The organism is Muricoccus vinaceus, assembly GCF_042433125.1.
Lineage (GTDB): Bacteria > Pseudomonadota > Alphaproteobacteria > Acetobacterales > Acetobacteraceae > Roseomonas > Roseomonas vinacea.
Genome location: NZ_JBHLVZ010000001.1, coordinates 101,881 through 128,567, shown reverse-complemented (window position 1 = coordinate 128,567; position 26,687 = coordinate 101,881). Strand labels below are relative to the sequence as shown.

Here is a 26,687-nt window from a genome sequence, read left to right as displayed (position 1 = left end):
GTCTCGCCCCGGTCATGGGATGGTCGCGCGCGCGGCCTTGCGGCCCGCCCCCGGGAGAGCGTAGGAGGGATCGCCAAGGCAGCGCCGCCCCGTTTCCGAGAGGCCCCCGCCAATGGCACCCGATAGCACCCCGCCCCGTTTCCTCGCCCGGTTCGAGGAGGCCTATGCCTTCGACGACGTCCTGCTCGTGCCGGCCTACTCGAAGGTGCTGCCGGCGGGCACCGACACCCGCACCCGCATCACGCGCGAGATTGCGCTGAACATTCCCCTCGTGGCGGCGGCCATGGACACCGTCACCGAAGGACCGATGGCCATCGCCATGGCCCAGGCCGGCGGGATCGGGGTGGTTCACAAGAACCTCACCATCGCCGAGCAGGCGGCGCAGGTCCGCCGGGTGAAGAAGTTCGAGAGCGGCATGGTGGTGAACCCCGTCACCATCCAGCCCGACCAGACCCTGGCCGATGTCCGGGCCCTGCAGGACCAGTACAAGATCAGCGGCATCCCGGTGGTGGAGCCCGAGAGCGGGCGGCTGGTGGGCATCGTCACCTCCCGCGACGTCCGCTTCGCGACCGACCCCAACCAGCGCGTCTACGAGCTGATGACGCGGGAGCACCTGGTCACCGTCCCGGCCGACGTGACGCCCGAGCGCGCCCGGGCCCTGCTGCACAAGCACCGGATCGAGAAGCTGCTGGTGGTGGACGAGCGCGGCCGCTGCGTCGGGCTCGTGACCGTGAAGGACATGGACAAGGCCCAGGCCAACCCGAACGCCGTCAAGGACGGACTGGGCCGGCTGCGCGTGGCCGCCGCCACCGGCACGGGGGAGGACGGGCGCGCCCGGGCCGAGGCGCTGGTCGCGGCCGAGGTGGACATCGTCGTGGTGGACACCGCCCACGGCCATTCCGCGGGGGTGCTGAAGTCGGTCGAGCTGATCAAGCGCCTCTCCAACTCCGTCCAGATCATCGCCGGCAACGTAGCCACCCCCGAGGCCGTGGAGGCCCTGATCGAGGCAGGGGCGGACGGGGTGAAGATCGGCATCGGGCCGGGCTCCATCTGTACCACGCGCATCGTGGCAGGCGTCGGCGTGCCCCAGCTCACCGCCGTGATGGAATGCGCCGCCGCCGCGCGCGAGAAAGACGTGCCGGCCATCGCCGATGGCGGCATCCGCACCTCCGGCGACATCGCCAAGGCCATAGCCGCCGGGGCGGACTGCGTGATGATGGGCAGCCTGTTCGCCGGCACGGACGAGGCGCCCGGCGAGGTGTTCCTCTACCAGGGCCGCTCCTACAAGTCCTATCGCGGCATGGGCTCCCTCGGCGCCATGGCCCGCGGCTCGGCCGACCGCTACTTCCAGGCGGACGTGCAGGACAGCCTCAAGCTGGTCCCCGAGGGCATCGAGGGCCGGATCGGCTACAAGGGGGCAGTGGGCAACGTCATCCACCAGCTCGTCGGCGGCCTGCGCTCCGCCATGGGCTACACGGGCAACGCCACCATCCCGGAAATGCAATCCAACTGCCGCTTCCGCCGCATCACCGGCGCCGGGCTGCGGGAAAGCCATGTCCACGACGTGGCGATCACGCGCGAGGCGCCGAACTACCGGCAGGACGGGTGACGCGCCGGCCGCGCTCCACCTGGCGCGCGGCCTGCCCCCGGTCCGGGGTGCCAGGATGAACCGGGCTGCTGCCTGGGCCCGCACCGTTGCCCTTCTTTCCGCGTTCAGCCTTCTTCCGGAACACCCGCCCGCGTGACCCCCACCGCCCGCATCGCCGCCGCCATCGCCCTGCTGGACGCGCTGGAATCCGCACCCCGCCGCCCCGCCGACGCGGTCGCGAACGATTTCTTCCGTGCCCGTCGCTTCATCGGCTCCGGTGACCGCCGCGCCATCGCCGACCGCGCCTGGGGCGTGGTGCGGGAGCGGGCGCGGCTGGACTGGCACCTCGACCATGTGGGTGCCGCTCCCAGCGGCCGCCTGTTGATGGCCGCCCACATGATCCTGGCAGAGGGTGCCGGGATGACCGGGGTCGAGGCCGCCTTCACCGGCGGGCAGTACGCGGAGCGGCCCCTCTCGGCGGAGGAGCGGCGCTTCGTGGCCAAGCTCGATGGCCGCCCGCTGCACCACCCCCGGATGGACGAGGCCACACGCCTGAACGTGCCCGAATGGGCGCTTCCCGGCCTTCGGGCGCGCTTCGGCGAAGGCTTGCCGGCGGCCGCTGCGGGGCTGGAGGGCTCCGCCCCGCTGGACCTGCGCGTGAACCTGCTCCGCACCACGCGGGAGACCGCCGCGGCCGCGCTGGCGGCGGAGGGGATCGAGACGGCGCCCACGCCCTTCTCCCCATGGGGCCTGCGCGTGGCGGAGCGCCGCCCGGTGCTGGCCACCCGCGCCTTCGAGGAAGGGCTGGTCGAGATCCAGGACGAGGGCAGCCAGCTGATCGCGCTGCTTGCCGACGCCCGGCCGGGCATGAAGGTGGCCGACTACTGCGCCGGCGCTGCCGGCAAGACCCTCGCCATGGCCGCCACCATGGGGAACCGCGGGCGGATCGCGGCGCTCGACGTGTCCGTGCCGCGCCTGGCGGGCGCGACGAAGAGGCTGAAGCGGGCCGGGGTGGACAATGCCGAAACCCACCTGCTGGAGGCCGGTGACCGCTGGGTGAAGCGGCGCGCCGCCAGCTTCGACCGCGTGCTGGTGGACGCGCCCTGCACGGGCACCGGGACCTGGCGGCGTAACCCCGACGCCAGGCTGCGCACCACCGAGCGCGACCTGGAGGAACTGATCACGAAGCAGCGCGCGATCCTGGATCGGGCCGCCTCGCTGGTGCGCCCGGGTGGAAAGCTGATCTACGCTACCTGCTCGGTGCTCCCCGGGGAGGATGACGAGCAGGTGCGACGCTTCCTGGACGACCATGGCGACTTCGCGGCGGTGGATCTCGCGCAGGCCTGGTCCGAGGCCGGGATGAGCGGGCCGGCGCCGGGTGAGGGGACCTTCATGGCCCTGGCCCCGCACAGCCACGGCACGGACGGCTTCTTCGCTGCCGTTCTGCAACGCCGACCCTAGCACCAGGAACGAGGTCGTCATGGCCGGGACGGGCGGATGATCCAGATCAGGCGTGCCCGGCCGGACGACGCGGCAGCCGTCGGGGCGATCCACCGCATCGCATGGCAGGATACCTACCCGGGCATCCTGCCCGACGCTTACCTGGCCGGGCTCGACCAGCGGCGCATCGGCGCGGGCTATCTGCGCTCCATGCTCGCCCGTGGCGGCGGCGAGGCGCTTTTCGTGGCCTGCGCCCCCGATGGCGCCGCGGTGGGCTTCGCCTCCGCCGGGCGCGCCCGGCGGACCGGCATCGCGGAAGGCGAGATCGAGACGCTCTACATCCTGCCGGACTGGCAGGACCAGGGAATCGGGCGGCGCCTGATGCGGGCGGCGGCCGCCCATCTCTCGGTGATCGGCTGCCGCTCCGCCATGCTCTGGGTGCTTTCGGCCAATGGCGCCGGCTGGTTCTACCGCCGCCTCGGAGGGCGCCTTGTGGGGCGGGAACGGATCTCCGTGGGAGGGCAGGCGGTGGAGCAGACCGCCATCCGCTGGGATCCCATCAGCCTCCTGCTGGACGCCACCGCCGCTTCCCGCGACGGCTCCTTCCCGGGGGAGAGCAAAGGGGAGGGTTGAAGCAGGGCGCATTCTGTGGTGATGGCCGCCATGCCCGACACGTCGCCCGAGCCCTCCGCCATCCTCCCAGGCAGCGAGCGCCACCAGCGCCTGCTCATCCTCGATTTCGGCAGCCAGGTGACCCAGCTCATCGCGCGCCGCCTGCGCGAGGACGGGGTTTACTGCGAGGTCTGGCCCTACACCGCCGACGAGGGCCGCATCCGCTCCTTTGACCCGCAGGGCATCATCCTCTCGGGCGGCCCGGCCAGCGTGACGCATGGCGAGAGCCCCCGCCCGGCCCCGGGCATCTTCGGCATGGGCCTGCCCATCATGGGCATCTGCTATGGCCAGCAGACCCTCGCGGCCCAGCTCGGCGGCAAGGTGGAGACCAGCGACCACCGCGAGTTCGGCCGCGCCTTCGTGGACGTGACCGGCGAATGCGCCATCACCCAGGGCGTCTGGGCCCCGGGCGCGCGCGAGCAGGTCTGGATGAGCCATGGCGACCGCATCACGGAACTTCCCCCCGGCTTCCGCGTGGTGGCCAGCAGCGAGGGCGCGCCCTTCGCGGTGATCGCCGACGACGCCCGCCGCTTCTACGGCACCATGTTCCACCCGGAGGTGGTCCATACCCCCCACGGCGCCCAGCTTCTGCGCAACTTCTCCCGCCTGGTCTGCGGGGCGGCCGGCGACTGGACCATGGGCGCCTTCCGCGCGGAGGAGATCGCCCGCATCCGCGCCAAGGTCGGGCAGGGTAGGGTGGTCTGCGGCCTTTCGGGCGGCGTCGACTCGTCGGTGGCCGCGGTGCTGCTCCACGAGGCGATCGGCGACCAGCTCACCTGCATCTTCGTCGACCACGGCCTGCTGCGGGCCGGGGAGGCGGAGCAGGTGGTCTCCACCTTCCGCGACCGCTTCAACATCAAGCTGGTCCATCGCGACGCCCGCGACCTCTTCCTGGGCGCGCTCGCGGGCGTGACGGACCCCGAGGTGAAGCGCAAGACCATCGGGCGGCTGTTCATCGAGGTCTTCGAGGAGGAGCAGGCCAAGATCGGCGGCGCCGACTTCCTGGCCCAGGGCACGCTCTACCCGGACGTCATCGAGAGCGTCTCGGCCACGGGTGGCCCTTCGGTCACCATCAAGTCCCACCACAACGTGGGCGGGCTGCCCGAGGGCATGCGCATGCGGCTGGTGGAGCCGCTGCGGGAGCTGTTCAAGGACGAGGTGCGAGCCCTCGGACGGGAGCTGGGCGTGCCCGAGGCCATCGTCGGCCGCCATCCCTTCCCGGGCCCGGGCCTTGCCATCCGCATTCCCGGCGAGGTGACGCCCGAGCGCGTCGCGATCCTGCAGAAGGCCGACACCATCTTCCTGGAGGAGATCCGCGCCGCCGGCCTCTACGACGCGATCTGGCAGGCCTTCGTGGTGCTGCTGCCCGTCCGCACCGTGGGCGTGATGGGCGATGGCCGCACCTATGAGCAGGCTTGCGCCCTGCGCGCCGTGACCGGCGTGGACGGCATGACGGCCGATGTCTTTCCCTTCGACGTTTCCTTTCTGTCCCGGGTCGCGAACCGCATCGTCAACGAGGTGCGCGGCATCAACCGCGTGACCTACGACGTGACCAGCAAGCCCCCCGGCACCATCGAGTGGGAGTGACCGCCCACCGGGGCGGCGCCCTGCCCAAGGCTGAGGCAGGAGAGCGCGCCGCCGGGTGAAACGCGGCGTCAGCGGGCCTTGCAGGGTGCCGGTGGGGCAGGGAAGAATTCCGCTTCGGAACCGCAACCGGCACAGAAGCCCGGGCGGTCCCCTCGGGAGAGCTTCCACAATGCGACTTGCCACCCTGGCCGCGGGCCTGCTCGCCGCGGCGGCCGCCGCGCTGCCCGCCATCCCATCCGCACAGGCCCAGCAACCGGCCGACACCGTCGCCGCCATCCGGGCGCGCGGAGTGCTGACCTGCGGCGTCGCCCCCTCCACCGCCGGCTTCTCCATTCCGGACAGCCGCGGGGAATGGCGCGGGATCGACGTCGATTCCTGCCGTGCCGTGGCCGCGGCCGTGCTGGGCGATGCCACCAAGGTCCGGTTCATCCCGGCCAGCACGCAGCAGCGCTTCACCATGCTGCAGTCGGGCGAGGTCGACCTGCTCGTGCGCTCCACCACCTGGACGCTGGGCCGGGAGGCCGCGCTCGGGCTCGCCTTCGCCGGCGTGAATTTCTATGACGGCCAGGGCTTCATGGTGAAGCGGGCCTCGGGCGTCACCTCGGCCCGTGCGCTGGACGGCGCCACCGTGTGCGTCCAGCCCGGCACCACCACCGAGTTGAACATGGCCGACTACTTCCGCGCCAACCGCATCCGGTTCACGCCCGTGATCATCGACAACATCGAGGAGCTTCGCGCGGCCTTCATCGCCGGGCGCTGCGACGTCTACACCAACGACGCCTCGTCGCTCGCCTCCTTCCGCGCGAGCCAGGGCGCGAATGCCGAGCAATACCTGCTGCTGCCCGAGATCATCTCCAAGGAGCCCCTGGGCCCGGTGGTGCGCAAGGGCGACTGGAAGTTCTTCGACGTGGTCCGCTGGAGCCACTTCGCCATGCTGACCGCCGAGGAGATGGGCATCAAGAGCACCAACCTGGCCAGCTTCAACGACAGCGCCAACCCCGACATCCAGCGTTTCATGGGACGCTCCGGCGATCTCGGCAAACAGCTCGGGCTGAACAACGACTTCGCGGTTCAGGTGGTGCGTCAGGTCGGCAACTTCGGCGAGGTGTGGGAGCGGAACATCACGCCGCTCGGCATCCAGCGCGGCATCAACAATCTCTGGACCCAGGGCGGGCTGCAATACGCGCCGCCGATGCGCTGAGGCCGGCGAAGAGCGGGGCCGGACCGGTGCGGGGCGCCGGTCCGGCCCCTTCTGATTCCAGGCCACCGGAGGACCGGCGCCCGGACGGTCCTGTGGATTGCGGGGATCACGGGGGCATATTCCTCTCACAAGAATGTTTCCGTGGAGCGGGACCGTGAAGCTCGCCGGGCGACTCGCTGAAATCGCGCGAGTCGTTGACCTCTGTGCGGTGCACCGTGTCCTGGACGCCACGGGAAACCGCTAGATGTGGGGTTCGTTTTCCCTTCGAAGCCCGATATCTTGTGCGGGCCGCCCACCAGGAGGCATCCTCCGGCGCGGGGGAATTCAGGGGTTTCGTTCCGATGTTTGACGCCATCCAGCTCGAGGGCCACGGCCAGGTTCAGGTCGACCGCTCGCGCGACGACCTGCTGACCGCGTTCGGCAAGGCCACGCTAAGCGACCGCTACCTGCTACCCGGCGAGTCCTATCAGGATCTCTTCGCGCGGGTCGCCAGCGCCTATGGCGACGATGCCGCGCACGCGCAGCGGATCTACGACTACATCTCGAAGCTCTGGTTCATGCCGGCCACGCCCGTTCTGTCCAACGGCGGCACCAAGCGCGGCCTTCCGATCTCGTGCTTCCTGAACGAGGCCGATGACAGCCTCGACGCCATCGTGGGCCTGTGGAACGAGAACGTGGCGCTGGCCTCCAAGGGTGGCGGCATCGGCTCCTATTGGGGCAACCTGCGTTCCATCGGCGAGAAGGTGGGGATGAACGGCAAGACCTCCGGGGTCGTGCCCTTCATCCGCGTGATGGACAGCCTGACGCTTGCGATTTCCCAGGGGTCGCTCCGCCGCGGCTCGGCGGCCGTCTACCTGCCGATCTCGCACCCCGAGGTCGAGGAGTTCGTCGAGATCCGCCGCCCCACCGGCGGTGATCCGAACCGCAAGGCGCTGAACCTCCACCACGGTATCCTCATCTCCGACGCCTTCATGCGCGCGGTCGAGGCCGACGAGGAATGGGCCTTCACCAGCCCCAAGGACGGCGCGCTGGTGCGCAAGGTGTCCGCCCGCGCGCTCTGGATCCGCATCCTCACGGCGCGCATCGAGACGGGCGAGCCCTACCTCATCTTCTCCGACCACGTGAACCGCGCGCGTCCCGAGCACCACAAGCTCGCGGGGCTGGAGGTGAAGACCTCCAACCTCTGCTCCGAGATCACGCTGCCGACCGGTCGCGACCACCACGGCAAGCAGCGCACGGCGGTCTGCTGCCTGTCCTCGCTGAACTGCGAGACCTGGTTCGATTGGAAGGACGAGCCGCGCTTCATCCCGGACGTGATGCGCTTCCTGGACAACGTGCTGCAGTCCTTCATCGACACCGCGCCGGACACCATGGCGCGCGCCAAGTACAGCGCCATGCGGGAACGCTCCGTCGGCCTCGGCGTGATGGGCTTCCACTCCTTCCTGCAGGCGCAGAACGTGCCCTTCGAGAGCGTGGTGGCGAAGGTCTGGAACATGAAGATGTTCCGCCACATCCGCGCCCAGGCCGATGCCGCCTCGCGCGAGCTGGCCGCCGAGCGCGGGCCTTGCCCGGATGCCGCCGAGTACGGCATCATGGAGCGCTTCTCCAACAAGATGGCGATCGCGCCGACGGCGAGCATCAGCATCATCTGCGGCGGTGCGAGCCCGGGGATCGAGCCGATCGCGGCCAACGTCTACAACCACAAGACGCTGTCCGGTTCCTACATCGTCCGCAACCCCTATCTGCGGAAGGTGCTCGCCAAGCACGGGCGCGACGACGAGGACACCTGGACCTCGATCACCACCAACAAGGGATCGGTGCAGAACCTCGACTTCCTGACTCAGCAGGAGAAGGACGTGTTCAAGACGGCCTTCGAACTCGACCAGCGCTGGGTGATCGAGCACGCCGCCGACCGGACGCCCTTCATCTGCCAGGCGCAGTCGCTGAACGTCTTCCTGCCCGCCAACATCCATAAGCGCGACCTTCACCAGATCCACTACCAGGCCTGGAAGAAGGGGGTGAAGACGCTGTATTACTGCCGCAGCCTCTCCATCCAGCGGGCGGACGTGGTCAGCGACAAGGTGGCCGTCCAGCCCAAGCTCGGCTACGCCGTCGAGGACGTGGTCGCACCGCTGCCGGTCGCTGCCGCGCCGGCGGAGAGCACCAACTACGAGGAATGCCTCGCCTGCCAGTGACCTGATCCGGCGCCCGGCCGCGCGCAGGCCGGGTGCCGCTCCCTCAGCCCGTGATTGGACCCCGGGAAGCCGTGGGCCAACACTCCTCCGTGACCGGCGAGCCCCGAGGCCGTCGGCCCGACGCTTCGGCCAGCCCGACTGGCCTCAAACCGTCCCTCCTGCCCAGGACCTTCTTGCCATGCCCGACGGCGCTATCTCCCGCGACGAGTTGCCGGTCCGCTTCGACCTGCTGACCGCCAACCCCGTCTACAAGCCCTTCCGCTATCCCTGGGCCTATGACGCCTGGCTGACCCAGCAGCGCGTCCATTGGCTGCCCGAGGAGGTGCCGATGGCCGATGACGTGAAGGACTGGCAGAAGAACGTCACCCCCGCCGAGAAGAACCTGCTGACGCAGATCTTCCGCTTCTTCACCCAGGCGGATGTCGAGGTGAACAACTGTTACATGAAGCATTATTCCCAGGTCTTCAAGCCGACGGAAGTGCTGATGATGCTGTCCGCCTTCAGCAACATCGAGACGATCCACATCGCCGCCTACAGCCACCTGCTCGACACGGTGGGCATGCCGGAACTCGAGTACAGCGCCTTCCTCAAGTATAAGGAGATGAAGGACAAGTTCGATTACATGCAGAACTTCTCGGTCGAGAACAAGACCGAGATCGCCAAGACGCTCGCCGCCTTCGGGGCCTTCACCGAGGGCCTGCAGCTCTTCGCCTCCTTCGCCATCCTCATGAACTTCCCGCGGCACAACAAGATGAAGGGGATGGGCCAGATCGTCTCCTGGTCGGTGCGCGACGAGACGCTGCACTGCCTGTCCGTGATCCGCCTGTTCCGCACCTTCGTGCAGGAGAACCCGGAGATCTGGACGGAAGAGCTGCGGCGGGACCTGTACCTGATCTGCGCCACCATCGTGGACCACGAGGACGCCTTCATCGACCTCGCCTTCAGCATGGGCGGAGTCGAGGGCTTGGACGCGGGGCAGACCAAGCAGTACATCCGCTTCATCGCCGACCGCCGCCTCCAGCAGCTCGGCCTCGAGCCGCTCTACCACATCGAGAAGAACCCGCTGCCCTGGCTCGACGAGATGCTGAACGCCGTGGAACACACCAACTTCTTCGAGAACCGCTCCACGGAGTATTCCCGCGCCTCCACCGAGGGGACCTGGGAGGAGGCCTTTGCCGACCAAGCCTTCAACGGCTCTCCCCAGCCCGAGGGCGAAATCCTTCTGGGTGAGGCGGCCCGGCACTAGGAGGCCGCCGCTCAAGTCGGCGGCGCCGGCTCCGTGCAGTCCCCGGGGGGGCCCCCCCTCCCGGGGGAGCGATCGTTCCAGCCCCGCTAACTAGGTCTTTTGCGCAACGGTCGGCGCCGGATCTTCGGGGCAATGAACTTTCGACAGTGTTATGACGTTCACGGTCTTGGCGTTAGCGCTTATCATCTGATGGCGCGATGGACGTGGATTGGAACAGGGCCAAGGCCCGCCCCGGCTTCCGCGCGTAACATTTTAGGAGACCGTGACCGGATGTCGGGGCAGGATACAGATGAGGTGGAACCGGCAGCTCGCCCGTCTTCGGTTCCGCGCTACACCCGGCGGCTCACCGACAAGATCCTCATCGCCTTCCACCAGGCCTGCGACCAGGGCGACTTCGAAGTGGCGGTGGAGATGCTCCGTGTGCTCGAGACGATGATCACCCGGCGAGAGCTTCCCCCAGGGCAAAATCGCCGCAAGAACATGGAAAGCCTGGTCGCCGCCCATGAGCGGCTCTGGCACCTCCGCCACCGCGAACACTGGGACTGACGCGGCGCGGATCAGCCATCCGGGGGCGCATCCCTTCCCCCCCTGCCAGGAACATCCCAGAGCAGGGGGGCGCCGCGCAGCACGGCGTCCGCCGCGGGCGTCCAGCCCTGTCCCTCGTGAAGAACGAGGCCTGGCAGGAGGGTGGCAGGAGCACGCGTCGCCCGGCGGGCGCGCAGCAGCACCCGGCCCGCCGCCCGGCCCGCCCTTGGCCAGAACGGCATGACCTCGATCCCGCCGAGCCGTGCAGCACGGAGGGAAAGGATGCCCTCGTCGAGTCGCGCGGCCGGCAGGACGAACACCGCCCTGCCGCCCCGCCCCAGCGGTGCCGCGAGGAAAGCCGCCCATTTGCCGAGTCCCACCCCCCCGCCATGGGTGGCGCCGGCGCGGTGCGGATCGGGCGGCGGCGAGCCGCCGGCCCAGAAGGGCGGATTGCTCACCGCCTGGTCGCAACGGGGCAGCCGGGCACGCAGCCCGGGGTCCGAGACATCGCCCTCCAGCACCTCGACCCGGTCGGCCCAGCCGTTCAGCGCGGCATTCTCCCGCGCGAGCGCCGCGAGCTCCGGGTCCCGTTCCACCGCCACCGCCCGCGCCCCCGGGCAGCGCGCGAGCACGCAGAGGAACACCGCCCCCGCGCCGCACCCCGCGTCCAGCACCATCGCGCCCGGCGCAGCAGCAACGGAGGCGGCGAGCATCACGGCGTCCAGCCCCGCCCCGAGTCCGGTGTCTGGCTGGCGCAGCCTGACCTTGCCGCCGAGCAGTCCCTGGACCGGCCCCGTTCGCATTCCCCCCTGGCTTTCCGGCAGGCTCAGCCCGGTTCCCACTCCCCGGCCTCGCGCAGCAGGGCTTCGGCCCGCGCCGCCTGTTCCTCCGGCACGGCCAGGCGTTGCGGGAAGGCGCCGATCCGTCCTTCCACCGCGCTCACGTGGCTGTCCAGCAGCAGCGGGCGCAGCCCGCCATCCCGCAGCAGGGCCTGCAGGAAGCCCAGGCGGACCGGATCGCCCTCACGCAGCAGCACGCGGATCATCGCCATCCATCCTTGTTCACCCGGGGGCCGGTTGCTGCCGGCGCACCCCGTGGTTATGGTGCCGCCCCCCATGGACAGGTCAATAACCGCGTGAGCGCCACCACCGCGCCTGTTCCAGCCGCGCACCCCGTCCGAGCCGTTGCCATGAACCCCGCGCCCGATCCCGAACTTGCGCTGGAGGTCCTCACCGATCTCGTCCGCACCGACCTGGAAGCCTGCAACCGCCTGATCGTGGAGCGGATGCAGAGCCCCGTTGCCCTCATCCCGCAGCTTGCCGCGCATCTGGTGGCCGCCGGCGGCAAGCGGATCCGCCCGCTGCTGACCCTGGCCGCCGCACGCCTCTGCGGTCACCGCGGGCAGCGCCACGTGGCCCTCGCGGCCTGCGTGGAGTTCATCCACACGGCCACCCTGCTGCACGACGACGTGGTGGACGAGAGCGCGCTCCGGCGCGGCGCGCCCAGCGCCAACGCCGTTTTCGGCAACAAACCGAGCGTGTTGGTGGGCGACTTCCTCTTTGCCCGCGCCTTCCAGATCATGGTGGCGGACGGCTCGCTCCGCGTGCTGGACATTCTCGCCACCGCCTCCGCCACCATCGCGGAGGGGGAGGTCCTGCAGCTTGTCACCCAGAACGACACCGCGACCACGGAGGAGCAGTACCTCCAGGTGATCGAGGGCAAGACGGCAGCCCTGTTCGCCGCCGCCACCGAGGTGGGCGCCGTCGTTGCCGAACGTCCGCAGGCCGAGGCGGAGGCCATGCGCGAGTACGGCCACTGCCTCGGCGTCGCATTCCAGCTGGTGGACGACGCGCTCGACTACTCCGCCAGCCAGGCGGCCCTGGGAAAGACGGTGGGCGACGATTTCCGCGAGGGCAAGATCACCCTGCCGGTGCTGCTCGCCTTCGCCACGGCCGACGAGACCGAGCGCGGCTTCTGGCGGCGCGTCCTCGAGGAGCGCGACCAGTCCGAAAGCGACCTCGATCGCGCGATCGGCCTGATGCAGGCCCGCGGCACGCTGCAGGCCACCATCACGCGCGCGCGCGAGTATGGCGCGCGGGCCCTGGAGGCGCTGTCCATCTTCCCGGACGGCGCCGAGCGGCGCGCCCTGGCGGGGATCGTGGAGTTCTGCATCGCCCGCGCCCGCTGAGGCGCGGGCGCGCCGCGCCTGAGGAGCGCGGCGCCATTCTCAGCCGCGCCCGATGAAGGGCATCTTCGTGGCCATGATGGTCATGAAGGGAATGTTCGCATCCAGCGGCAGGGCGGCGATGTGGGCCACGGCGCGCCCCACATGCGCCACGTCCATCCTTGGCTCCACCATCATCGACCCGTCCGGCTGGGGAACGCCCTTGGTCATGCGCTCGGTCATCGGCGTGGCGGCGTTGCCGATGTCGATCTGGCTGCCGGTGATGTCGTGCTTGCGCCCGTCCAGGGCGATCTGCTTCGTCAGCCCGGTCACGGCGTGCTTGGTGGCGGTGTAGGCGGCCGCCCCCGGCCGCGGCGCATGGGCGCTGATCGAGCCGTTGTTGATGATCCGCCCTCCCTTGGGGGATTGGTTCTTCATGATCCGGTAGGCGGCCTGGGCGCAGAAGAAGGTGCCGTTCAGGTTGGCGGCGACCACGCCCTCCCAGTCCTCGGGAGCCAGCTCGTCGAAGTCCACTGCGGGGGCGCCGCGCCCGGCGTTGTTGAACAGGACATCCAGGCGGCCGAAGCGCTCCAGCACCTGGGCGAAGGCCGCTTCCACCTGGGCGCGATCGCCGACATCGGCGGTGACCACGAACCCGTGCGACGCGCCGGACGGCGAGCCCGAGAGGGTTTCCTCCAGCGTCCCTGCCCGGCGGCCGAGCACGGCGACGTGCCATCCCTCCGCCAGCAGCGCCTGGGCGGCCGCCCGCCCGATACCCTGTCCTGCTCCGGTGACGACCGCGAACCGATCCGCCATGAACCTTCTCCTCCCTGGTGACTCCCGGGCGAGCCTGCTTGCCCGGCCGCACCGTGGCAAGGCGGCGCCACCGGGCAACCGCCCCGGAAAGGTCGCGTTCTGTTTTCCTGCAAGGGAAGACCACAGCCATGAGCGACAAGACGGACCGTCCCGCGCCCAAGCGGCCGGACACCAGCGTCACCCACGAGAACCCCATCCAGGACAATCCCCTGGCCCGGCGTCAGGCCCACGGCCGCATGGCCGAGGAGCGGGGCGACGACCCGGCGGCGGGCACCGCGGCCGAGCCCGTCTCCCCCGGCGAGTTCCAGGCAGGCGACCGCTCGGAACTCGGTCAGGCCTTGGGCGGCCCGGTCGACATCTCCCCCATTCGCGGCCGCCGGATGATCGAACGGCCCGAGGAATAGCGCGCGCGCCCGCAAATCGGCGCCGCGGGGCGCAGCCAGCGGCCCGCACCGGCGTTGGCGGGTCTCGGATTAACCTGCGTGATGGGATGCGGCCAAGATGAGCGACCGTCCGGACCCGGATGACGAGATGGACCTCGGCATCAGCCTCGCCACCATCGTCGGCATCATCGATGCCGCGCGCGCGGTGGGCGAGTTGGAGGAGGAAGGAACCAACGAGGAGGTGCAGGACGAGGAGCTGCCCGAGGACAGCGATCCCGACGCGATGGCGGACACCCTCAAGGGCCTGATCGACGAGCTGAACGAGGACGAGCAGGCCTCGCTGATCGCGCTGACCTGGATCGGGCGCGGCGACTACGACGCCTCCGAATGGGAGGAAACGCTGCGCCTCGCCAAGGAGCGGAACGAGAGCGGCACGGCCTCCGATTATCTTACGGGCATGGAGATGTTCGGCGACTATCTGTCCGAGGGCGTCGCCGCCTTCGGGATCTCGGCCGAGGAAGTGGCCCGCTAGGGCCCACCGCCTACCCGCGCCGGCCGGAGGGCCTATACTCTTCCGGCAAGCGGGGGGAGGCGGGCATGGAGAAGCACGGGATTGGCCAGCCGGTGCGGCGGCGCGAGGATGTTCGCCTGCTGACCGGCCAGGGCCGTTACACCGACGACCTCGACCCGCCGGGTTGCGCCCAGGCAGTGGTGTTGCGCTCCCCGCACGCCCATGCCCGCATCCTGTTCGTCCGGACCGAGGCCGCCCGTGCGGCACCGGGCGTCCTGGCCGTGCTGACCGGTGCCGACGCGGTGGCGGACGGGCTGGGCCGGCTGGCCACGATGTTCGACGTGCCGGGCCGCGATGCGCCCCTTTTCGATCCCCGGCGCGAGATCCTCCAGTCCACCCGGGTCCGCTACGTGGGCGATCCCGTCGCGCTCGTGGTCGCGGAAACGCGGCAGGCGGCGCAGGACGCCGCGGACCTGGTCGAGGTCGAGTACGAACCTCTGCCGGCGGTCACGGAAACCGCGGCGGCACTCGCACCCGGCGCCCCCGTGATCTGGGAAGGGCGGCCCGACAACCTCTGCGTCCTCTGGGACAGCGGGCGCGGCGACGAGGCCGACGCGGGCTTCGCGCGCGCTCACCGCACCGTATCGGTCGCTCTCGTCAACAACCGCATGGTCGCCAACCCGATGGAGCCGCGCGTCGCCATCGGGGAATGGGACGCAGGGACCGGCCGCTACCTGTTCCGCGGCCCGAGCCAGGGTGCCCACCGCGTGCGGGACGGGCTCGCGAAATACGCGCTGCAGGTTCCGGCCGCCGAGCTGCGCGTGGTATCGCCCGACGTGGGTGGCGGCTTCGGTGCGCGTGGCAAGCTCGTTCCGGAGAATGCCATGGTGCTCTGGGCGGCCCGGCGCCTCGGGCGGCCCGTCAAGTGGCTGGCCGGGCGAACCGAGACCTTCCAGTCCGACCCGCATGGCCGCGACCAGGTGACCGAAGCGGAGATGGCCCTGGATGCGGAGGGGCGATGCCTCGCGGTCCGCATCCGCACCACCGCCGCGATGGGTGCCTACCTGCAGGACATGGGGCCGCGCGTGCCGACCACCGGCGGCGCACGCGTGATGGGCACGGTCTACGACGTGCAGGCCGTGCACAACCAGGTGCGCTGCGTCTTCACCAACACCGTGCCCACCGATGCCTTTCGCGGCGCCGGGCGGCCCGAGACGGCCTATATCATGGAGCGCCTCTTCGACCGCGCGGCGGCCGCCTTCGGCATCGGGCGCGACGAGATCCGCCGCCGGAACTACGTGCGCCCGGACCAGATGCCCTATCGCAACACGGTCGGGAACGTCATCGACTCCGGGGCTTTCGCGGCCACCCAGGAGATGGCCCTCGGGCTCGCGGACTGGGCCGGCTTCCCGGCGCGGCTTGCGGCGTCCCGGGCAAGCGGGCGCCTGAGAGGCATCGGCCTCGGCTACTTCATCGAGGCTTCCGGCGGAATGCCGACGGAAACCGCGCGGCTGCGGATCACGCCAGATGGGCGCGCCGAGGTCCGGGTCGGCACCTTCAGCCACGGGCAGGGGCACGAGACCGCCTTCCTGCAGATCGTGGCGGAACGGCTCGGCCTCGACCCCACCGCGATGGACTTCATCCAGGGCGACACGGACGAGATCGAGAGCGGCTCCGGCACGGGCGGGTCGCGCTCCTCCCAAATGGGCGGCGTCGCCGTGCTCAGGGCCAGCGACGCGGTGGCGGAGAAGGCGCGGCGGATCGCGGCACACCTGCTGGAGGCCGCGCCGGACGACGTGGAGCTCTCCGCCGGCCGCTTCCGTGTCGCGGGCACCGACCTCGCCATCGACTGGCCACGCGTGGTGGCCGCGGCCCACGACCCGGCGCGGCTTCCCCCAGGCGAGTCCCCGGGGCTGGACGAGGCGCTGACCTACAAGCGCGACACCGAGTGCAACTTCCCCAATGGCTGCCATGTGGCCGAGGTGGAGGTCGATCCCGAGACCGGGCAGGTCACGCTTGTGGGCTACGCCGCGGTGGACGACGTGGGCCGCGTCATCAATCCCATGCTGGTCCATGGCCAGATGCATGGCGGGATCATGACCGGGATCGGCCAGGCGCTGATGGAGGAAGCTCGCTACGATCCCGCCAGCGGGCAGTTCCTCACCAGCACCTTCCAGGACTACGCCCTGCCCCGCGCGGGCGACGCCTGCGACTTCACGCTGGCCCTGAACGTCGTGCCCACCCCCACCAACGAGCTCGGCGTAAAGGGCGCGGGGGAGGGGGGGGCCTGCGGGGCGCCGCCGGCCATCGTATCGGCGGTCTGCGATGCCCTGGGCGTGGCCCATATCGACATGCCGCTGACCGCCGAGAAGGTGTGGCGCGCGCTCTCCCTCAGGGAATCGGCATCGCGCCTGGCCGCAGAATAGCCGCTGTCGTGGTCGCGAGGTTGCGGGGCGCTCCGGGCGGCATCTCCGGCCGTTCCATGCGCCCCCATCCCGCGGCATCGGCCACCACGCCGCCCCGCATCACCACCCGGCCGCGGACGATGGTGGCGACCGGCGCGCCCACCGTCCGCATCCCCTCGAAGGGCGTGAAGCGGCTGCGCAGCGAGTGCAGGTCCGCGCCGCGGATCTCCCCCTCGACCGAGGGATCCACGATGGCGAGGTCCGCATCCGCCCCCGGCTGCACGACACCCTTGCGCGGGTAAAGCCCGAAGGCCCGCGCCGGAGCCGCGCCGGCCATGCGCACGTACTGCTCGAGCGTCAGCCTGCCCTGGTTCACCAGGGTCAGCATCAGCCGCATGGAGGTCTCCACCCCCGGGAAGCCGCAGGCATTCCCCCAGATCGAGGGATCCTGCTTCTCCGACACCGCGTGCGGCGCGTGGTCGGTGCCGAGGATGTCGATGGTGCCCTCCGCCAGCGCCTCCAGCAGGGCCGCGCGCTGGGCGCCCTCGCGGATCGGCGGGTTGAGGCGGCCGATGCGCGCGGCTTCCCCGGTCAGGTCCTCGGCGGCCAGCAGCACGTATTGCGGGCAGGTCTCCACCGTGATGGGCACGCCCCGCGCCTTGGCCGCCTTGATATAGGGCACCGAGCGCGCGCAGCTTTCATGGGCGATGTGGATGCGCGCGCCCGTCCATTCGCTGAGCACGATGCAGCGGTTGAGGCTCTCGAGCGCCACGATGTCGGCGCGGGCGCACCAGTGGGCGTAGTCGTCGGTGCGGCCGGCGGCCTTCATGCGGTTCTCGCGCCAGAACAGCATCGGCGAGTTCTCGGCATGGATGGTGGTGCGGTGGCCGCGCGCCGCCAGCACCTCGAAGGCCTCCAGCACCGCGCCATCGTTGGGCGCGGGAAGGTTGCCGGTGGTGTTGCCATAGAACAGCTTGAAGGCGATCACCCCTGCATCCATCAGCGGTTCCAGGCTGTCGAGCTTGCGCTCGTCCACCAGGCCGTAGAGGCCGAAGTTCACGTGCGCCTGCCGTTCCGCGGCCTCGCGCTTGATCGCCAGCGCGTCCAGGTCCCAGGTCGGCGGGTCGGTGTTGGGCATGTCGAACACCGTGGTCACCCCGCCCGCGGCGGCGGCGCGCGTGCCGGTGGTCCAGTCCTCCTTGTGCGTCATGCCGGGCTCGCGGATGTGCACGTGCACGTCGATCGCCCCCGGGATGACGAAGCGGCCGCGCGCGTCGATCACCTCGCGCGCGCGGGGGGCGAGGGAAGGGTGCCCCATGAAGGCGATCACCCCGTCCTTCACGGCCACGTCGGCCGGGAAGCGTCCGGTCTCGTTCACCACCGTGCCGCCGGTGATGAGCAGGTCGGCCATCGCGTCCATCAGATCACCCATCCGCCATCCACCGCCAGGTCCTGCCCCGTCACCTGCCGCGACAGGTCGGAGGCAAGAAAGAGAACCGCGCCCGCCACGTCCTGGTCCGTGCTGATCCGGCGCAGCGCGTAGTCCTTGGAATATTCCTCCCGCGCCTGTTCCATGGAGATCCCGAGCCGCGCCGACATCTCGCCGCGCACCTTCTCGAAGCGCGGCCCCTCGATCATCCCGGGGCAGACGCAGTTCACGTTCACGTTGTGCGGCCCCAGCTCCAGCGCGGCGGACTTGGTGATGCCGCGCAGCCCCCATTTGCTCGCGGAATAGGCCGCGCGCCCGGCCTTGCCGCGCAGCCCGAAGGTGCCCCCGACATTGACGATCTTGCCCGCCTTCGCCGCGATCATGGCGGGCGCGAAGGCGCGCATGGTCAGGAAGCAGCCGGTGACGTTCAGGTCCAGGATGTCGCGGAACTCCTCGGGCGTGGTTTCCCAGAAGGTCTTGCCCAGCGGTCCCGTGCCGCCCGCGATGTTCACCAGCACGTCGGCGCGGCCGTAATCCCGCAGCACGGCCTCGGCCATGGCCTGCACGGCGGCGGCATCGGTGATGTCGCAGCCGTAGACGCCGGCACGGCGGCCCTTGGCGCGGGCTTCCTCCGCCACCGGGCCGATCGCCGCGGTGTCGCGCCCCACCAGGGCGAGGTCCGCGCCGTGGTCGGCCATGAGAAGCGTCGCGGCCGCGCCCATCCCCTTCGCGGGGCCGGTGACGACCACGACGCGGTCCTTCAGAAGCATCAAGTTCATTCCTTCAATGCGCGGGCAGCAGTCGCTTGGCTGCGGTGAAGCGACCGCCCAGCGCACGGCAGTGGCATGCCACCTGCGGGGCCACCGCCTCGCACCACTGCCGCGTCCCGGCGTTCATGCCACGCAGGCGGTCCGCCGCCTCTTGCGCGTGGCGTGCCAACGCCGCCTCGTCCACGCCGAGCACGCGGCCGTCGCGCAGCTTCCACGCGCCGCCGATCATCACCTCGCGCAGCGCCAGCCCGTCCTCGGTCCAGACAAGCTGGTTGGCGGCATCGTTGAAGGGTAGCCAGTTCACGTGCGACAGGTCGAGGAAGAGCAGGTCCGCGAGCTTGCCCGGGGCAATGACGCCGGCATCCAGGCCCAGCAGCCGCGCCGAGCCCTCGGTCGCCAGCCGCACGGTTTCCGCGGTTCCCAACCAGTCCTCCTCGGTCGCGTCCTCCCACAGGCGGGAGGCGAAGGCGGCCAGGCGCATGGCCTCGAACATGTTCTGGTTGTCGGACGAGCCCGAGCCGTCCGTTCCCAGCCCCACCGTCACCCCCGCGCGGATGGCCGCGCGGGCCGGCGCGATCCCCGAGGCGAGCCGCATGTTGGAACCGGGATTGTGCGACAGCCCCGCCCCGCGCTCCGCCAGCAGCGCAAGGTCCGCATCGGTCAGCCACACCCCGTGCGCCACGCTGAAGCGCGGGCCGACGAGCCCCATCCGGTCCATGTGGGCCAGCAGGGTCGAGCCGTAGCGGACCTCGCCGGCCCCGGCCTGGTAGCGGGCCTCGGCCACATGGGTCTGCACGGGCAACCCGTGCTCCTCCGCCAGGTCGCGGCAACCTGCCAGGAAGTCGTCGGAGCAGTGCAGCGGGATGGTGGGGGCGCAGCCCAGCCGCACGTCGCCGCCGCGCCAGCCCCGCGCCGCCTCGTGGATGGTGGAAAGGATGTCGTCCGCCCGGGCCATGGACATCGCGGCCGCGCGGGCGCGGTGCGGCTCGGGCAGGGCCTGGATCAGCCCGGGCGTTGCCTGGAAGAAGGTCAGGTCGGCCACCATGGGCGCCAGCACGGCACGCAGCCCCACGGCTTGGTAGGCCTCGGCCATGGCCTGCAGCCCCTCCACCGTCGGCCCCGGGAATTCGAAAGCCAGGTCGTAGCCGGCGGTGCAGCCCTTCCGCAGCATCTCCACGGCCGTCAGCGTGGTCGCGAGGCGCTTGTCCTCCAGCGTGCGGGAGCCGCCGATCCAGCCGGCATGCACCAGGAGCAGCGCCAGGTCCCACTTGTCGCCCATGCCCTTCGAGAGCCCGCCATGGCCATGGGTGTGGCCGTTGATCATGCCTGGCATCACCAGGCGCCCGGCGGCGTCGTGGCGGGCGGCGTCCTCCACGGCCGTGCCGGGGTCGAGCAGGGCGGCGATCCGGTCATCCCCGACCAGGATGTCGCGGTGCGGGGCGGCGGTCGCATCGGGGGAGAGGACCCGCGCGCCGGTGATCAGGAGTCGCTTCATGGGGCGACCATAGCAGGTGCCCGGCGGGGCGCACCCGGCGGCCGGAGCGCGCAACCGATCGTTTCGGCGCCGGCGGGCACCCGCGCCGGGGTCCGCGGCCGGGCGGCGCGCGCCCGCCAACACCGAACCTTGATCCGCCGACCCGCTCCGCACGGCTTCGGAACCATTGTGACAGGGTCCGGCCTGGGCACATAAACCTGCATGGTAGCTGCCCCGATCACGATTCCCCGGAGCACCGGCAGGGTGGAGCCGGTGCCTCATGCCGGCTGGACGGCGGCGCGGGATGCCGTCCTGCAAGCCTTTGCGAAGGGGGAGCACATCGCCGCGCTGCTGGGCCCGGCCGGCGTGGGCAAGACCCTGCTGCTGCGCGAGCTGGAGGCGGCGCTGCGCGCCCGCTCGATCCGGGTGCTGCGGCTGGACCACGGCGACGGGGCGGAGGGCGCGCTGGAGGCTGCCCCGGACACCGAGGCACTGCTGATCGACGAGGCCGACCGCATGGGCGAGGCCGCACTGGAGGAGGCGGCCGAGCGCCGGGGCTGCTTCACCGTGCTGGTGGGCTTGCCGGTTCTGGCACGGCGAATCGCGCCCTGGCCGCACCGCGTGGTCGAGCTTCTGCCCTTGCCGGCCGCGGAGGTTCCCTCCTACCTGGCTGCTCGCATGGCGGGCACCGGGCTCCGGGGCACCCGCTTGACGGAGGAGGCCGGCGTGGAACTGGCAGGGCTTTCCGGCGGCACCCCCCGGCTCCTCAACACCCTTCTCGCGATGGCCTTCCACGAGGCCGACATGACCGACGCGGTCGAGGTAAGGGCGGAGCACGTGCGCGACGCCGCCGCGCTTCGCGCCGAGATGCCGGAACGGAACCCCGCGCCGGAAACCGCCCCGGCCGAGCCGGCGCCGCCGGATCCGCCGCCGTGCCGCGAGACCGGAACCACGCTCCGCGCCCCTCCGGCGGCCGAGGCTTCGCCGCCGGCCTCCCCGGCCAGCCCCCGGACCCTCTCGCTGGCGGTGGCGCCGGGCACCGCATCCCAGGCACGGTCCCGCCGGCCGGCCGCGATCCTCGCGGGCACGGCGCTCCTCCTCCTGGGAGGCCTGGCCTGGCTGGAGTGGCGGAAACAGGCGGACACCACGTCACCGGAGGTTGTTCTCCCGCGCGCGGCAACGCCCGCGGCGGAAGCGGAAAGGCGCGCGGAGGGCCCGGCTCCCCCTGCGGCTGTGTCATCCAAGCCGGCGATGGCCGAGGCCGCGCAGGCACCCGGCCTGCCGGACGGCGCATTGGTGCGTGTGGTCATCACCTATCCCCGCGGAGTGGCCGAAGCGGGCCGGCGCGGCGCCGCGCTCTCGGCCGCGCTGGGACAGGCGGGGGTATCGGCCGGCGCGCCCTTCCCCGTTTCCCGCCCGCCGACCGGGCCCGAGGTGAGCTACTTCTTCCGCGAGGACCGCGACGCCGCCCTCCGCGTCAGGGGCATGGGCGGGCTTGAGGGGGCGCTCCCGGTGCTGGGCAGCACGGCCGGCACGGCGCCGCGCCCCGGGACCATCGAGGTTGCCCTCTCCACGCCCGGCGCCACGGGGGAGGAGCGGGACGGCCCGCTGCCCGAGGATGCCGCGCCCGGCTGGGCCCCACCCCCGGCCGTGCCGGTCTATCCGCCCGCAGGGGCCGCGCTGACGGCCGGCGCGGCATCCCGCGGGCTGCTGATGACCTGGGCGGCGACCGAGGCCCGGCCCGGATGCTGCTTCGTGGAGGTCATGTTCCTCGGTGGACCCGGGACCCCCGATGGACCGCCGCGCGAGGCCTTCGCGGCCTATGCCGAAGCGCCCGAGCAGCAGCTGGTGCAGCTCCCCGCCGCAGGCTCCTACGCCTGGCGGGTGCTGACCGTCTCCGCCGCCGCGCGCCGCTACACGGCCAGTCCATGGCGGCACTTCGTGCTGGGCGCGGCACCGTCCTGATGGTGTTCCTCCGCTGGCCTGCTTTCATCGCCCTGCCGGCCATCCTGGCCCTCGCCGCCTGCCAAGCCGCGCCGCCCGCCGGTCCGCCCGCGTCGCGCCCGGTGACACGCGCCGCCCGCCCCTCTCCGCCCACGCCGAGCCGCGTGGAGGGGGCCTGGTCCTTTGGCGTGGCCGGCGACCGCTGCACCGCACAGGTTGCCCATCGCGAGGCGACGCTGGGGATCACCGCCGGGCCTGGGCGCACGGTGACGCTTTCCGTGGGAGCCCCGGGCCGGCGGAGCGCGCGCAGCACGCGCATCGCCTTCCGGGGCGACGAGGGCGCCTGGGAAGCCCAGGGCCGCGGCGGTGCGGGGCGACTGGCCCTGGCGACCATGCCGCTGGACGAGGCGGCCGAGGGCCGGATCCGCGATCTTCTGGGCGGCGGCACCGTAACCGTGCAGGCACAGGGCGTGGAAGTGCCGGCGCTCGGCGTGCCCGATGCCGGCGTTTCCGGCCGCGACTGGTACGGCTGCGTGTCCCGCCTGGCGGAGCGCTGAACCGGGCCTGCACACGGGCCTCCGATCCGCTATAGGAGCCCCCCTTCCGGCGCGCGGGGACGGCGGGTTGAGGGGCGGGGAGGGGCATGACGGTCGGCATCGAGATGGGGCAGACAGGCGGCGGGGCCGCCCGCCTTGACCTGGAGGAGCTCCTGGCCACCCGGCTGCTCGTGCAGGGCAACTCGGGCAGCGGGAAGTCCCACCTGCTGCGGCGCTTGTTGGAGCAGTCGGCGCCCTGGGTGCAGCAGGCGGTGATCGATCCGGAGGGCGACTTCACCTCCCTCGCGGACCGCTTCGGGCACTTGGTCATCGACGCGGCCGCCCATGCCGAGGAAACCATGGCGGCCGCCGGGGACCGCGTGCGGCGCCACCGGGTTTCCGTGGTGCTGAACCTGGAGGGGCTGGAGACCGACCGCCAGCTCCGCCACGCCAGCGCCTTCCTGGGCGGCCTGTTCGACGCCGAGCGCGACCACTGGACGCCCATGCTGGTGGTGGTGGACGAGGCCCAGCTCTTCGCCCCCGCCGCGGGAGGCGACGTGTCCGACGATGCCCGGCGCGCCTCGCTCTCGGCCATGACGGACCTGATGTGCCGCGGGCGCAAGCGCGGCCTGGCCGGAATCATTGCCACCCAGCGCCTGGCGAAGCTGGCCAAGAACGTGGCGGCCGAGGCCTCGAACTTCCTGATGGGCCGCACCTTCCTCGACATCGACATGGCACGCGCCGCCGACCTGCTGGGCATGGAGCGGCGGCAGGCCGAGGCCTTCCGCGACCTCGAGCGCGGCCACTTCATCGGTCTTGGCCCGGCCCTTTCGCGCAAGCCCCTGCCGATCCGCATCGGTCCGGTGGAGACCGAGAGCCGCGGTGCCGGCCCCGCCCTCACGCCCCTGCCGCAGACCGCGCCGGCGGAGGCGCGGGAGCTGATCTTGGCCGCGCCCGACCCGGTGCAGCCGCGCGCGGCCAGGCGCCCGCCGCCGGTCGCGCCGCAGGACATGCTCGCCCAGCTCGCCCAGGCCCGCCCCGCGGCGCCGCGCGCACCGGAGCCCGAGCCGACGCCGGAGGAGGAGGCGGAGCGCCAGGGCCGGATCGCGGCCATCCTGCACGCCATGCTGGAGGAGACGGACGCCGCCTTCCGCCCGATCGGCGTGCTGTATCAGGACCTGCTGGTGCGGCTGCGCATCCATGCCGTGGCGGGCCGCCCGCCCGAGCTTCCGGCCTTCCGCCGGATGCTGGCCGTGGCCCGCGCGGGCGTCCCGCCCGAGGCCGCCAACGATCCCGGCTGGCCCGAGGCGGCGGCGCGGGCCGACACCCTGCCCGAGGACACGCAGGGCGTGTTCCTGCTCCTGGCCCATGCCGCGCGCCAGAGCCTGCCCTGCCCCTCGGATGCCGCGATCGCGCGTGCCTATGGCAGCCGCTCCGCCGGGCGGGCACGCCGGCTGCTGGGCTGGATCGAGGAACAGGGGCTGATCGTGACCCGCCCCGCCGCCGGGGGGCGGCGCGTGGTCGCATTGGTGGGCTTGGCCTGGGAAACGGCGCCCGGCGATCCCGCCGCCGCCTAGCCGCGGCGCCCCGCCGCCGCGTGATTGGCGGCTTCCGCGCGGCTGGGGCATCCTGGTCCCGAGGAAACGGGAGCCCTGCCATGCCGATCACGCGCCGTGCCACCGCCGCCGGAATTGCCGCTGCCCTCGCCGCGGGCGGGGCGGATGCGCAGGTGGCCACCGTCACGCTGGTGGTCCCGACGGCGCCCGCCGGTACCACGGATTTCGCGGCCCGGCTGCTCGCGGACCCGCTCGCGCGCCAGCTTGCCCAGACGGTGGTGGTGGAGAACAAGGCCGGGGCCAACGGCGCGCTTGGCACGCAGGACGTGGCGCGCGCCAGGCCGGACGGGACGCGGCTGCTGGTGCAGTATTCCGGCTACCATGTCGGCTCCCCCGCCATCGTGCCCAACATCGGCTACGATGTCCGCCGGGATTTCGCACCGGTCGCGCTGCTGCTGGACGCGCCGCAGGTAATCTTCCTGCATCCCTCCGTACCCGCCGCGACGGTCGCGGATCTGGTTGCCTACGCGAAGGCCAATCCGGGGGTGCTGAACTACGCCTCCTCCGGCACCGGATCGCTGCAGCACCTGGGAACGGAGCTGCTGAAGCTCCGCACGGGCACGGAGATGACCCATGTGCCCTATCGCGGCACCGGGCCCGCGACCCAGGACCTCCTGGCGGGCCGCGTGCAGATGATGATGACCACGCCCCCGCCGCTGATGCCCTTCGTGCGCGACGGAAAGCTGAAGGCGCTGGCGATCACCGCACCGACACGCTCGCCCGCGCTTCCGGATGTGCCGACGCTGGCGGAGTCCGGCCTGCCGGACCTGGAGGTGGTTGGCTGGTTCGCCGTCTTCGCCCCGGCCGCGACGCCGGCCCCCGTGCTCGCGCGGCTGGCGGAGGCCTGCAACGCGGTGGTCTCCTCGCCGGAGTTCCGCCGCCGTGCGGAGGAACAGGGCGCGGTGATCCGCATCATGCAGCCGGCCGAAATCCAGGCGCGGGTGAACCGCGAGCTGGAGGAATGGACGCGGGTGGTGCGCGAGGCCCGGATCACGCCGGACTGAGGTCCGCGCGTCCCGCCCGCGGTCAGGCCGCCAGGGCGGACTGGCCGGGAATGGCGCCGCCGCGCACTGCGCCGGGCGACGTGCTGCCCCATTGCACCGCATGCCCTGCCGGCAGTGCCCGGCTGTTGGGCGCCGAAAGCCAGATTCGCAGCAGAACGCGCGCGGCGCCCGCCGCCGCATCATCCGCGTAGGCGGTGCGCCCGTGATAGGTGACGTGCTGGTTCATCAGCTGGATCTGCCCGGCCTCGAAGGGCATCTGCAGGCAGAGCTCGTCGGCAATGGCGGCCAGCGCATCCATGGCCTCCACCTGCTCCGGGCGGAGCGGCGGCACGCCGGGCTCGGCATGCGCCATCTCCACATAGGTGCGCGAATACTGGCTGGTGAAGGCGCCGTCCGGCCCGCGGGAAAACACCGGCATGGTGAAGACCCGGTCGGCATGGCCCTCGCCTTCCTCGTCGGCAGGGCGCATGCGATGGAAATCGCCGTACAGCACCGCCAGCAGGTCAGGGCGGCGCGCGGCCAGCGCGTCATGGATGGCGACGGTGGACACGATGCGCGACTCCCCGCCCGCGATCCCGTTGGAGGCGCAGAGCAGGGCCAGCACGTCGCATTTGTCGGTGTGGAAGCGCAGCGGGCCGGTGGAGCGCGAGCGCGCCCGGGCGGAGGGCACGGCACCCGCCGCGTCCGCCCCCGTCACGGCGAGCCCTCTGCCGGTCTCGTCCCGCACCTCCGCCAGGATCTCGCCCTTGGTGTTCTGCGGCAACGGTGTGCCGAGATGGGCGGCCAGTCCCCAGAACACCGCCTTCATGTCATCCGGTGCGTAGCGCTCCGCCGGCAGGCCGGATATGCGGACCAGGCCGCGCCCTTCCTCCAGTTCGCGCGTCGCCGCCTCCAGCAGAGGGCGCAGTCCCGGAAGGGGAAAATCGGCAGCGCGGATCCGCGGCAGGGGAAGGCCGCGCGCCCGCACGCCCGCCAGGGCCGCGTCGATCTCGCTGATGCCCTCGGGACCGATGCGGAACATCCAGCCGGGGTCGCGCGCGAGGTCCGCGCCGGTCCAGGCGGCGGGGCCGCCGATGGGGGAAAGGTGGTCCTGCTGCATGGGTCAGACGGTCGCGCCATGTCCACGCGCGGTCAAGCGCATGGCATGATCGCTGCATCGATTGCCGCAATGGGCAAACGGC

23 protein-coding genes are annotated in these 26,687 nt (G+C 71.6%); 16 read left to right on the top strand and 7 right to left on the bottom strand.

Going from position 1 to position 26,687, the window contains the following annotated elements:
* The first annotated feature begins 112 nt into the window (after positions 1-112).
* The 8 genes from guaB (at position 113) to ACFFIC_RS00605 (ending at position 10,475) form a co-directional block, all read left to right on the top strand.
* Positions 113-1,609, top strand: coding sequence for an IMP dehydrogenase (gene guaB, locus ACFFIC_RS00640; protein ID WP_377048073.1), 1,497 nt, complete (start codon positions 113-115; stop codon positions 1,607-1,609).
* Positions 1,610-1,741: 132 nt separating this feature from the next.
* On the top strand, positions 1,742-3,049 hold the full coding sequence (locus ACFFIC_RS00635; RefSeq protein WP_377048072.1) for an RsmB/NOP family class I SAM-dependent RNA methyltransferase: 1,308 nt from the start codon (positions 1,742-1,744) through the stop codon (positions 3,047-3,049).
* A 36-nt stretch (positions 3,050-3,085) separates the two neighbouring features.
* On the top strand, positions 3,086-3,661 hold the full coding sequence (locus ACFFIC_RS00630) for a GNAT family N-acetyltransferase (protein WP_377048071.1): 576 nt from the start codon (positions 3,086-3,088) through the stop codon (positions 3,659-3,661).
* A gap of 30 nt (positions 3,662-3,691) precedes the next feature.
* Complete coding sequence (gene guaA / locus ACFFIC_RS00625; protein WP_377048070.1) at positions 3,692-5,287, top strand: glutamine-hydrolyzing GMP synthase; 1,596 nt, start codon at positions 3,692-3,694, stop codon at positions 5,285-5,287.
* Between the two features lie 169 nt (positions 5,288-5,456).
* Positions 5,457-6,488 (top strand): amino acid ABC transporter substrate-binding protein, encoded by a 1,032-nt coding sequence (locus tag ACFFIC_RS00620; RefSeq protein ID WP_377048069.1) that lies wholly within the window; start codon positions 5,457-5,459, stop codon positions 6,486-6,488.
* 341 nt (positions 6,489-6,829) lie between these two features.
* Positions 6,830-8,683: a ribonucleoside-diphosphate reductase subunit alpha gene (locus tag ACFFIC_RS00615; protein WP_377048068.1), complete on the top strand. Its 1,854-nt coding sequence runs from the start codon at positions 6,830-6,832 to the stop codon at positions 8,681-8,683.
* A gap of 178 nt (positions 8,684-8,861) precedes the next feature.
* The gene (locus tag ACFFIC_RS00610; RefSeq protein WP_377048067.1) at positions 8,862-9,929 is read left to right on the top strand and encodes a ribonucleotide-diphosphate reductase subunit beta; all 1,068 of its coding nucleotides are present in this window, start codon (positions 8,862-8,864) and stop codon (positions 9,927-9,929) included.
* 270 nt (positions 9,930-10,199) lie between these two features.
* Entirely contained in the window at positions 10,200-10,475 is a 276-nt protein-coding gene (locus tag ACFFIC_RS00605) for a hypothetical protein (RefSeq protein ID WP_377048066.1), read from the top strand.
* 11 nt (positions 10,476-10,486) lie between these two features.
* Here ACFFIC_RS00605 and ACFFIC_RS00600 read toward each other — a convergent pair whose 3' ends face one another.
* Positions 10,487-11,257, bottom strand: a complete 771-nt coding sequence (locus ACFFIC_RS00600; protein WP_377048065.1) for a tRNA1(Val) (adenine(37)-N6)-methyltransferase — start codon at positions 11,255-11,257, stop codon at positions 10,487-10,489.
* Positions 11,258-11,280: 23 nt separating this feature from the next.
* Entirely contained in the window at positions 11,281-11,499 is a 219-nt protein-coding gene (locus tag ACFFIC_RS00595; RefSeq protein ID WP_377048064.1) for a putative signal transducing protein, read from the bottom strand.
* A gap of 144 nt (positions 11,500-11,643) precedes the next feature.
* Here ACFFIC_RS00595 and ACFFIC_RS00590 point away from each other — a divergent pair, with 144 nt between their 5' ends.
* Positions 11,644-12,642, top strand: a complete 999-nt coding sequence (locus ACFFIC_RS00590) for a polyprenyl synthetase family protein (protein WP_377048271.1) — start codon at positions 11,644-11,646, stop codon at positions 12,640-12,642.
* Positions 12,643-12,681: 39 nt separating this feature from the next.
* On the opposite strand, the gene ACFFIC_RS00585 is transcribed toward ACFFIC_RS00590, so the two are convergent.
* On the bottom strand, positions 12,682-13,434 hold the full coding sequence (locus ACFFIC_RS00585; RefSeq protein ID WP_377048063.1) for an SDR family oxidoreductase: 753 nt from the start codon (positions 13,432-13,434) through the stop codon (positions 12,682-12,684).
* A 128-nt stretch (positions 13,435-13,562) separates the two neighbouring features.
* Here ACFFIC_RS00585 and ACFFIC_RS00580 point away from each other — a divergent pair, with 128 nt between their 5' ends.
* The 3 genes from ACFFIC_RS00580 (at position 13,563) to ACFFIC_RS00570 (ending at position 16,754) form a co-directional block, all read left to right on the top strand.
* Positions 13,563-13,838: a hypothetical protein gene (locus ACFFIC_RS00580; protein ID WP_377048062.1), complete on the top strand. Its 276-nt coding sequence runs from the start codon at positions 13,563-13,565 to the stop codon at positions 13,836-13,838.
* A gap of 97 nt (positions 13,839-13,935) precedes the next feature.
* Positions 13,936-14,349 (top strand): DUF3775 domain-containing protein, encoded by a 414-nt coding sequence (locus ACFFIC_RS00575; protein WP_377048061.1) that lies wholly within the window; start codon positions 13,936-13,938, stop codon positions 14,347-14,349.
* A gap of 65 nt (positions 14,350-14,414) precedes the next feature.
* Positions 14,415-16,754: a xanthine dehydrogenase family protein molybdopterin-binding subunit gene (locus tag ACFFIC_RS00570; protein WP_377048060.1), complete on the top strand. Its 2,340-nt coding sequence runs from the start codon at positions 14,415-14,417 to the stop codon at positions 16,752-16,754.
* Here the strand turns inward: ACFFIC_RS00570 and ACFFIC_RS00565 are convergent.
* From ACFFIC_RS00565 to ACFFIC_RS00555, 3 genes are read right to left on the bottom strand one after another with little or no spacing between them, the layout of a single operon-like run.
* Positions 16,720-18,165 carry a dihydroorotase gene (locus tag ACFFIC_RS00565; protein ID WP_377048059.1) on the bottom strand — a complete coding sequence of 482 codons (1,446 nt, stop codon included), beginning with the start codon at positions 18,163-18,165 and terminating at the stop codon, positions 16,720-16,722. The two genes, ACFFIC_RS00570 and ACFFIC_RS00565, sit on opposite strands and share 35 nt — an antisense overlap.
* Complete coding sequence (locus tag ACFFIC_RS00560) at positions 18,153-18,932, bottom strand: SDR family NAD(P)-dependent oxidoreductase (protein WP_377048058.1); 780 nt, start codon at positions 18,930-18,932, stop codon at positions 18,153-18,155. The genes ACFFIC_RS00565 and ACFFIC_RS00560 overlap by 13 nt, the downstream gene beginning before the upstream one ends.
* A 13-nt stretch (positions 18,933-18,945) precedes the next feature.
* Entirely contained in the window at positions 18,946-20,427 is a 1,482-nt protein-coding gene (locus ACFFIC_RS00555; RefSeq protein WP_377048057.1) for an amidohydrolase family protein, read from the bottom strand.
* 243 nt (positions 20,428-20,670) lie between these two features.
* On the opposite strand from ACFFIC_RS00555, the gene ACFFIC_RS00550 reads away from it, so the two are divergent.
* From ACFFIC_RS00550 to ACFFIC_RS00535, 4 genes are all read left to right on the top strand, one after another.
* Positions 20,671-22,371, top strand: a complete 1,701-nt coding sequence (locus ACFFIC_RS00550) for a hypothetical protein (RefSeq protein ID WP_377048056.1) — start codon at positions 20,671-20,673, stop codon at positions 22,369-22,371.
* Positions 22,335-22,907, top strand: a complete 573-nt coding sequence (locus ACFFIC_RS00545) for a hypothetical protein (protein WP_377048055.1) — start codon at positions 22,335-22,337, stop codon at positions 22,905-22,907. The genes ACFFIC_RS00550 and ACFFIC_RS00545 overlap by 37 nt, the downstream gene beginning before the upstream one ends.
* Positions 22,908-22,993: 86 nt before the next feature.
* Positions 22,994-24,463 carry a helicase HerA domain-containing protein gene (locus ACFFIC_RS00540; protein WP_377048054.1) on the top strand — a complete coding sequence of 490 codons (1,470 nt, stop codon included), beginning with the start codon at positions 22,994-22,996 and terminating at the stop codon, positions 24,461-24,463.
* A gap of 80 nt (positions 24,464-24,543) precedes the next feature.
* A complete protein-coding gene (locus tag ACFFIC_RS00535) occupies positions 24,544-25,506 on the top strand; it encodes a Bug family tripartite tricarboxylate transporter substrate binding protein (protein ID WP_377048053.1) in 963 nt (320 codons plus the stop codon).
* Between the two features lie 22 nt (positions 25,507-25,528).
* On the opposite strand, the gene ACFFIC_RS00530 is transcribed toward ACFFIC_RS00535, so the two are convergent.
* Positions 25,529-26,605, bottom strand: coding sequence for a TauD/TfdA family dioxygenase (locus ACFFIC_RS00530; protein ID WP_377048051.1), 1,077 nt, complete (start codon positions 26,603-26,605; stop codon positions 25,529-25,531).
* Positions 26,606-26,687 lie beyond the last annotated feature (82 nt).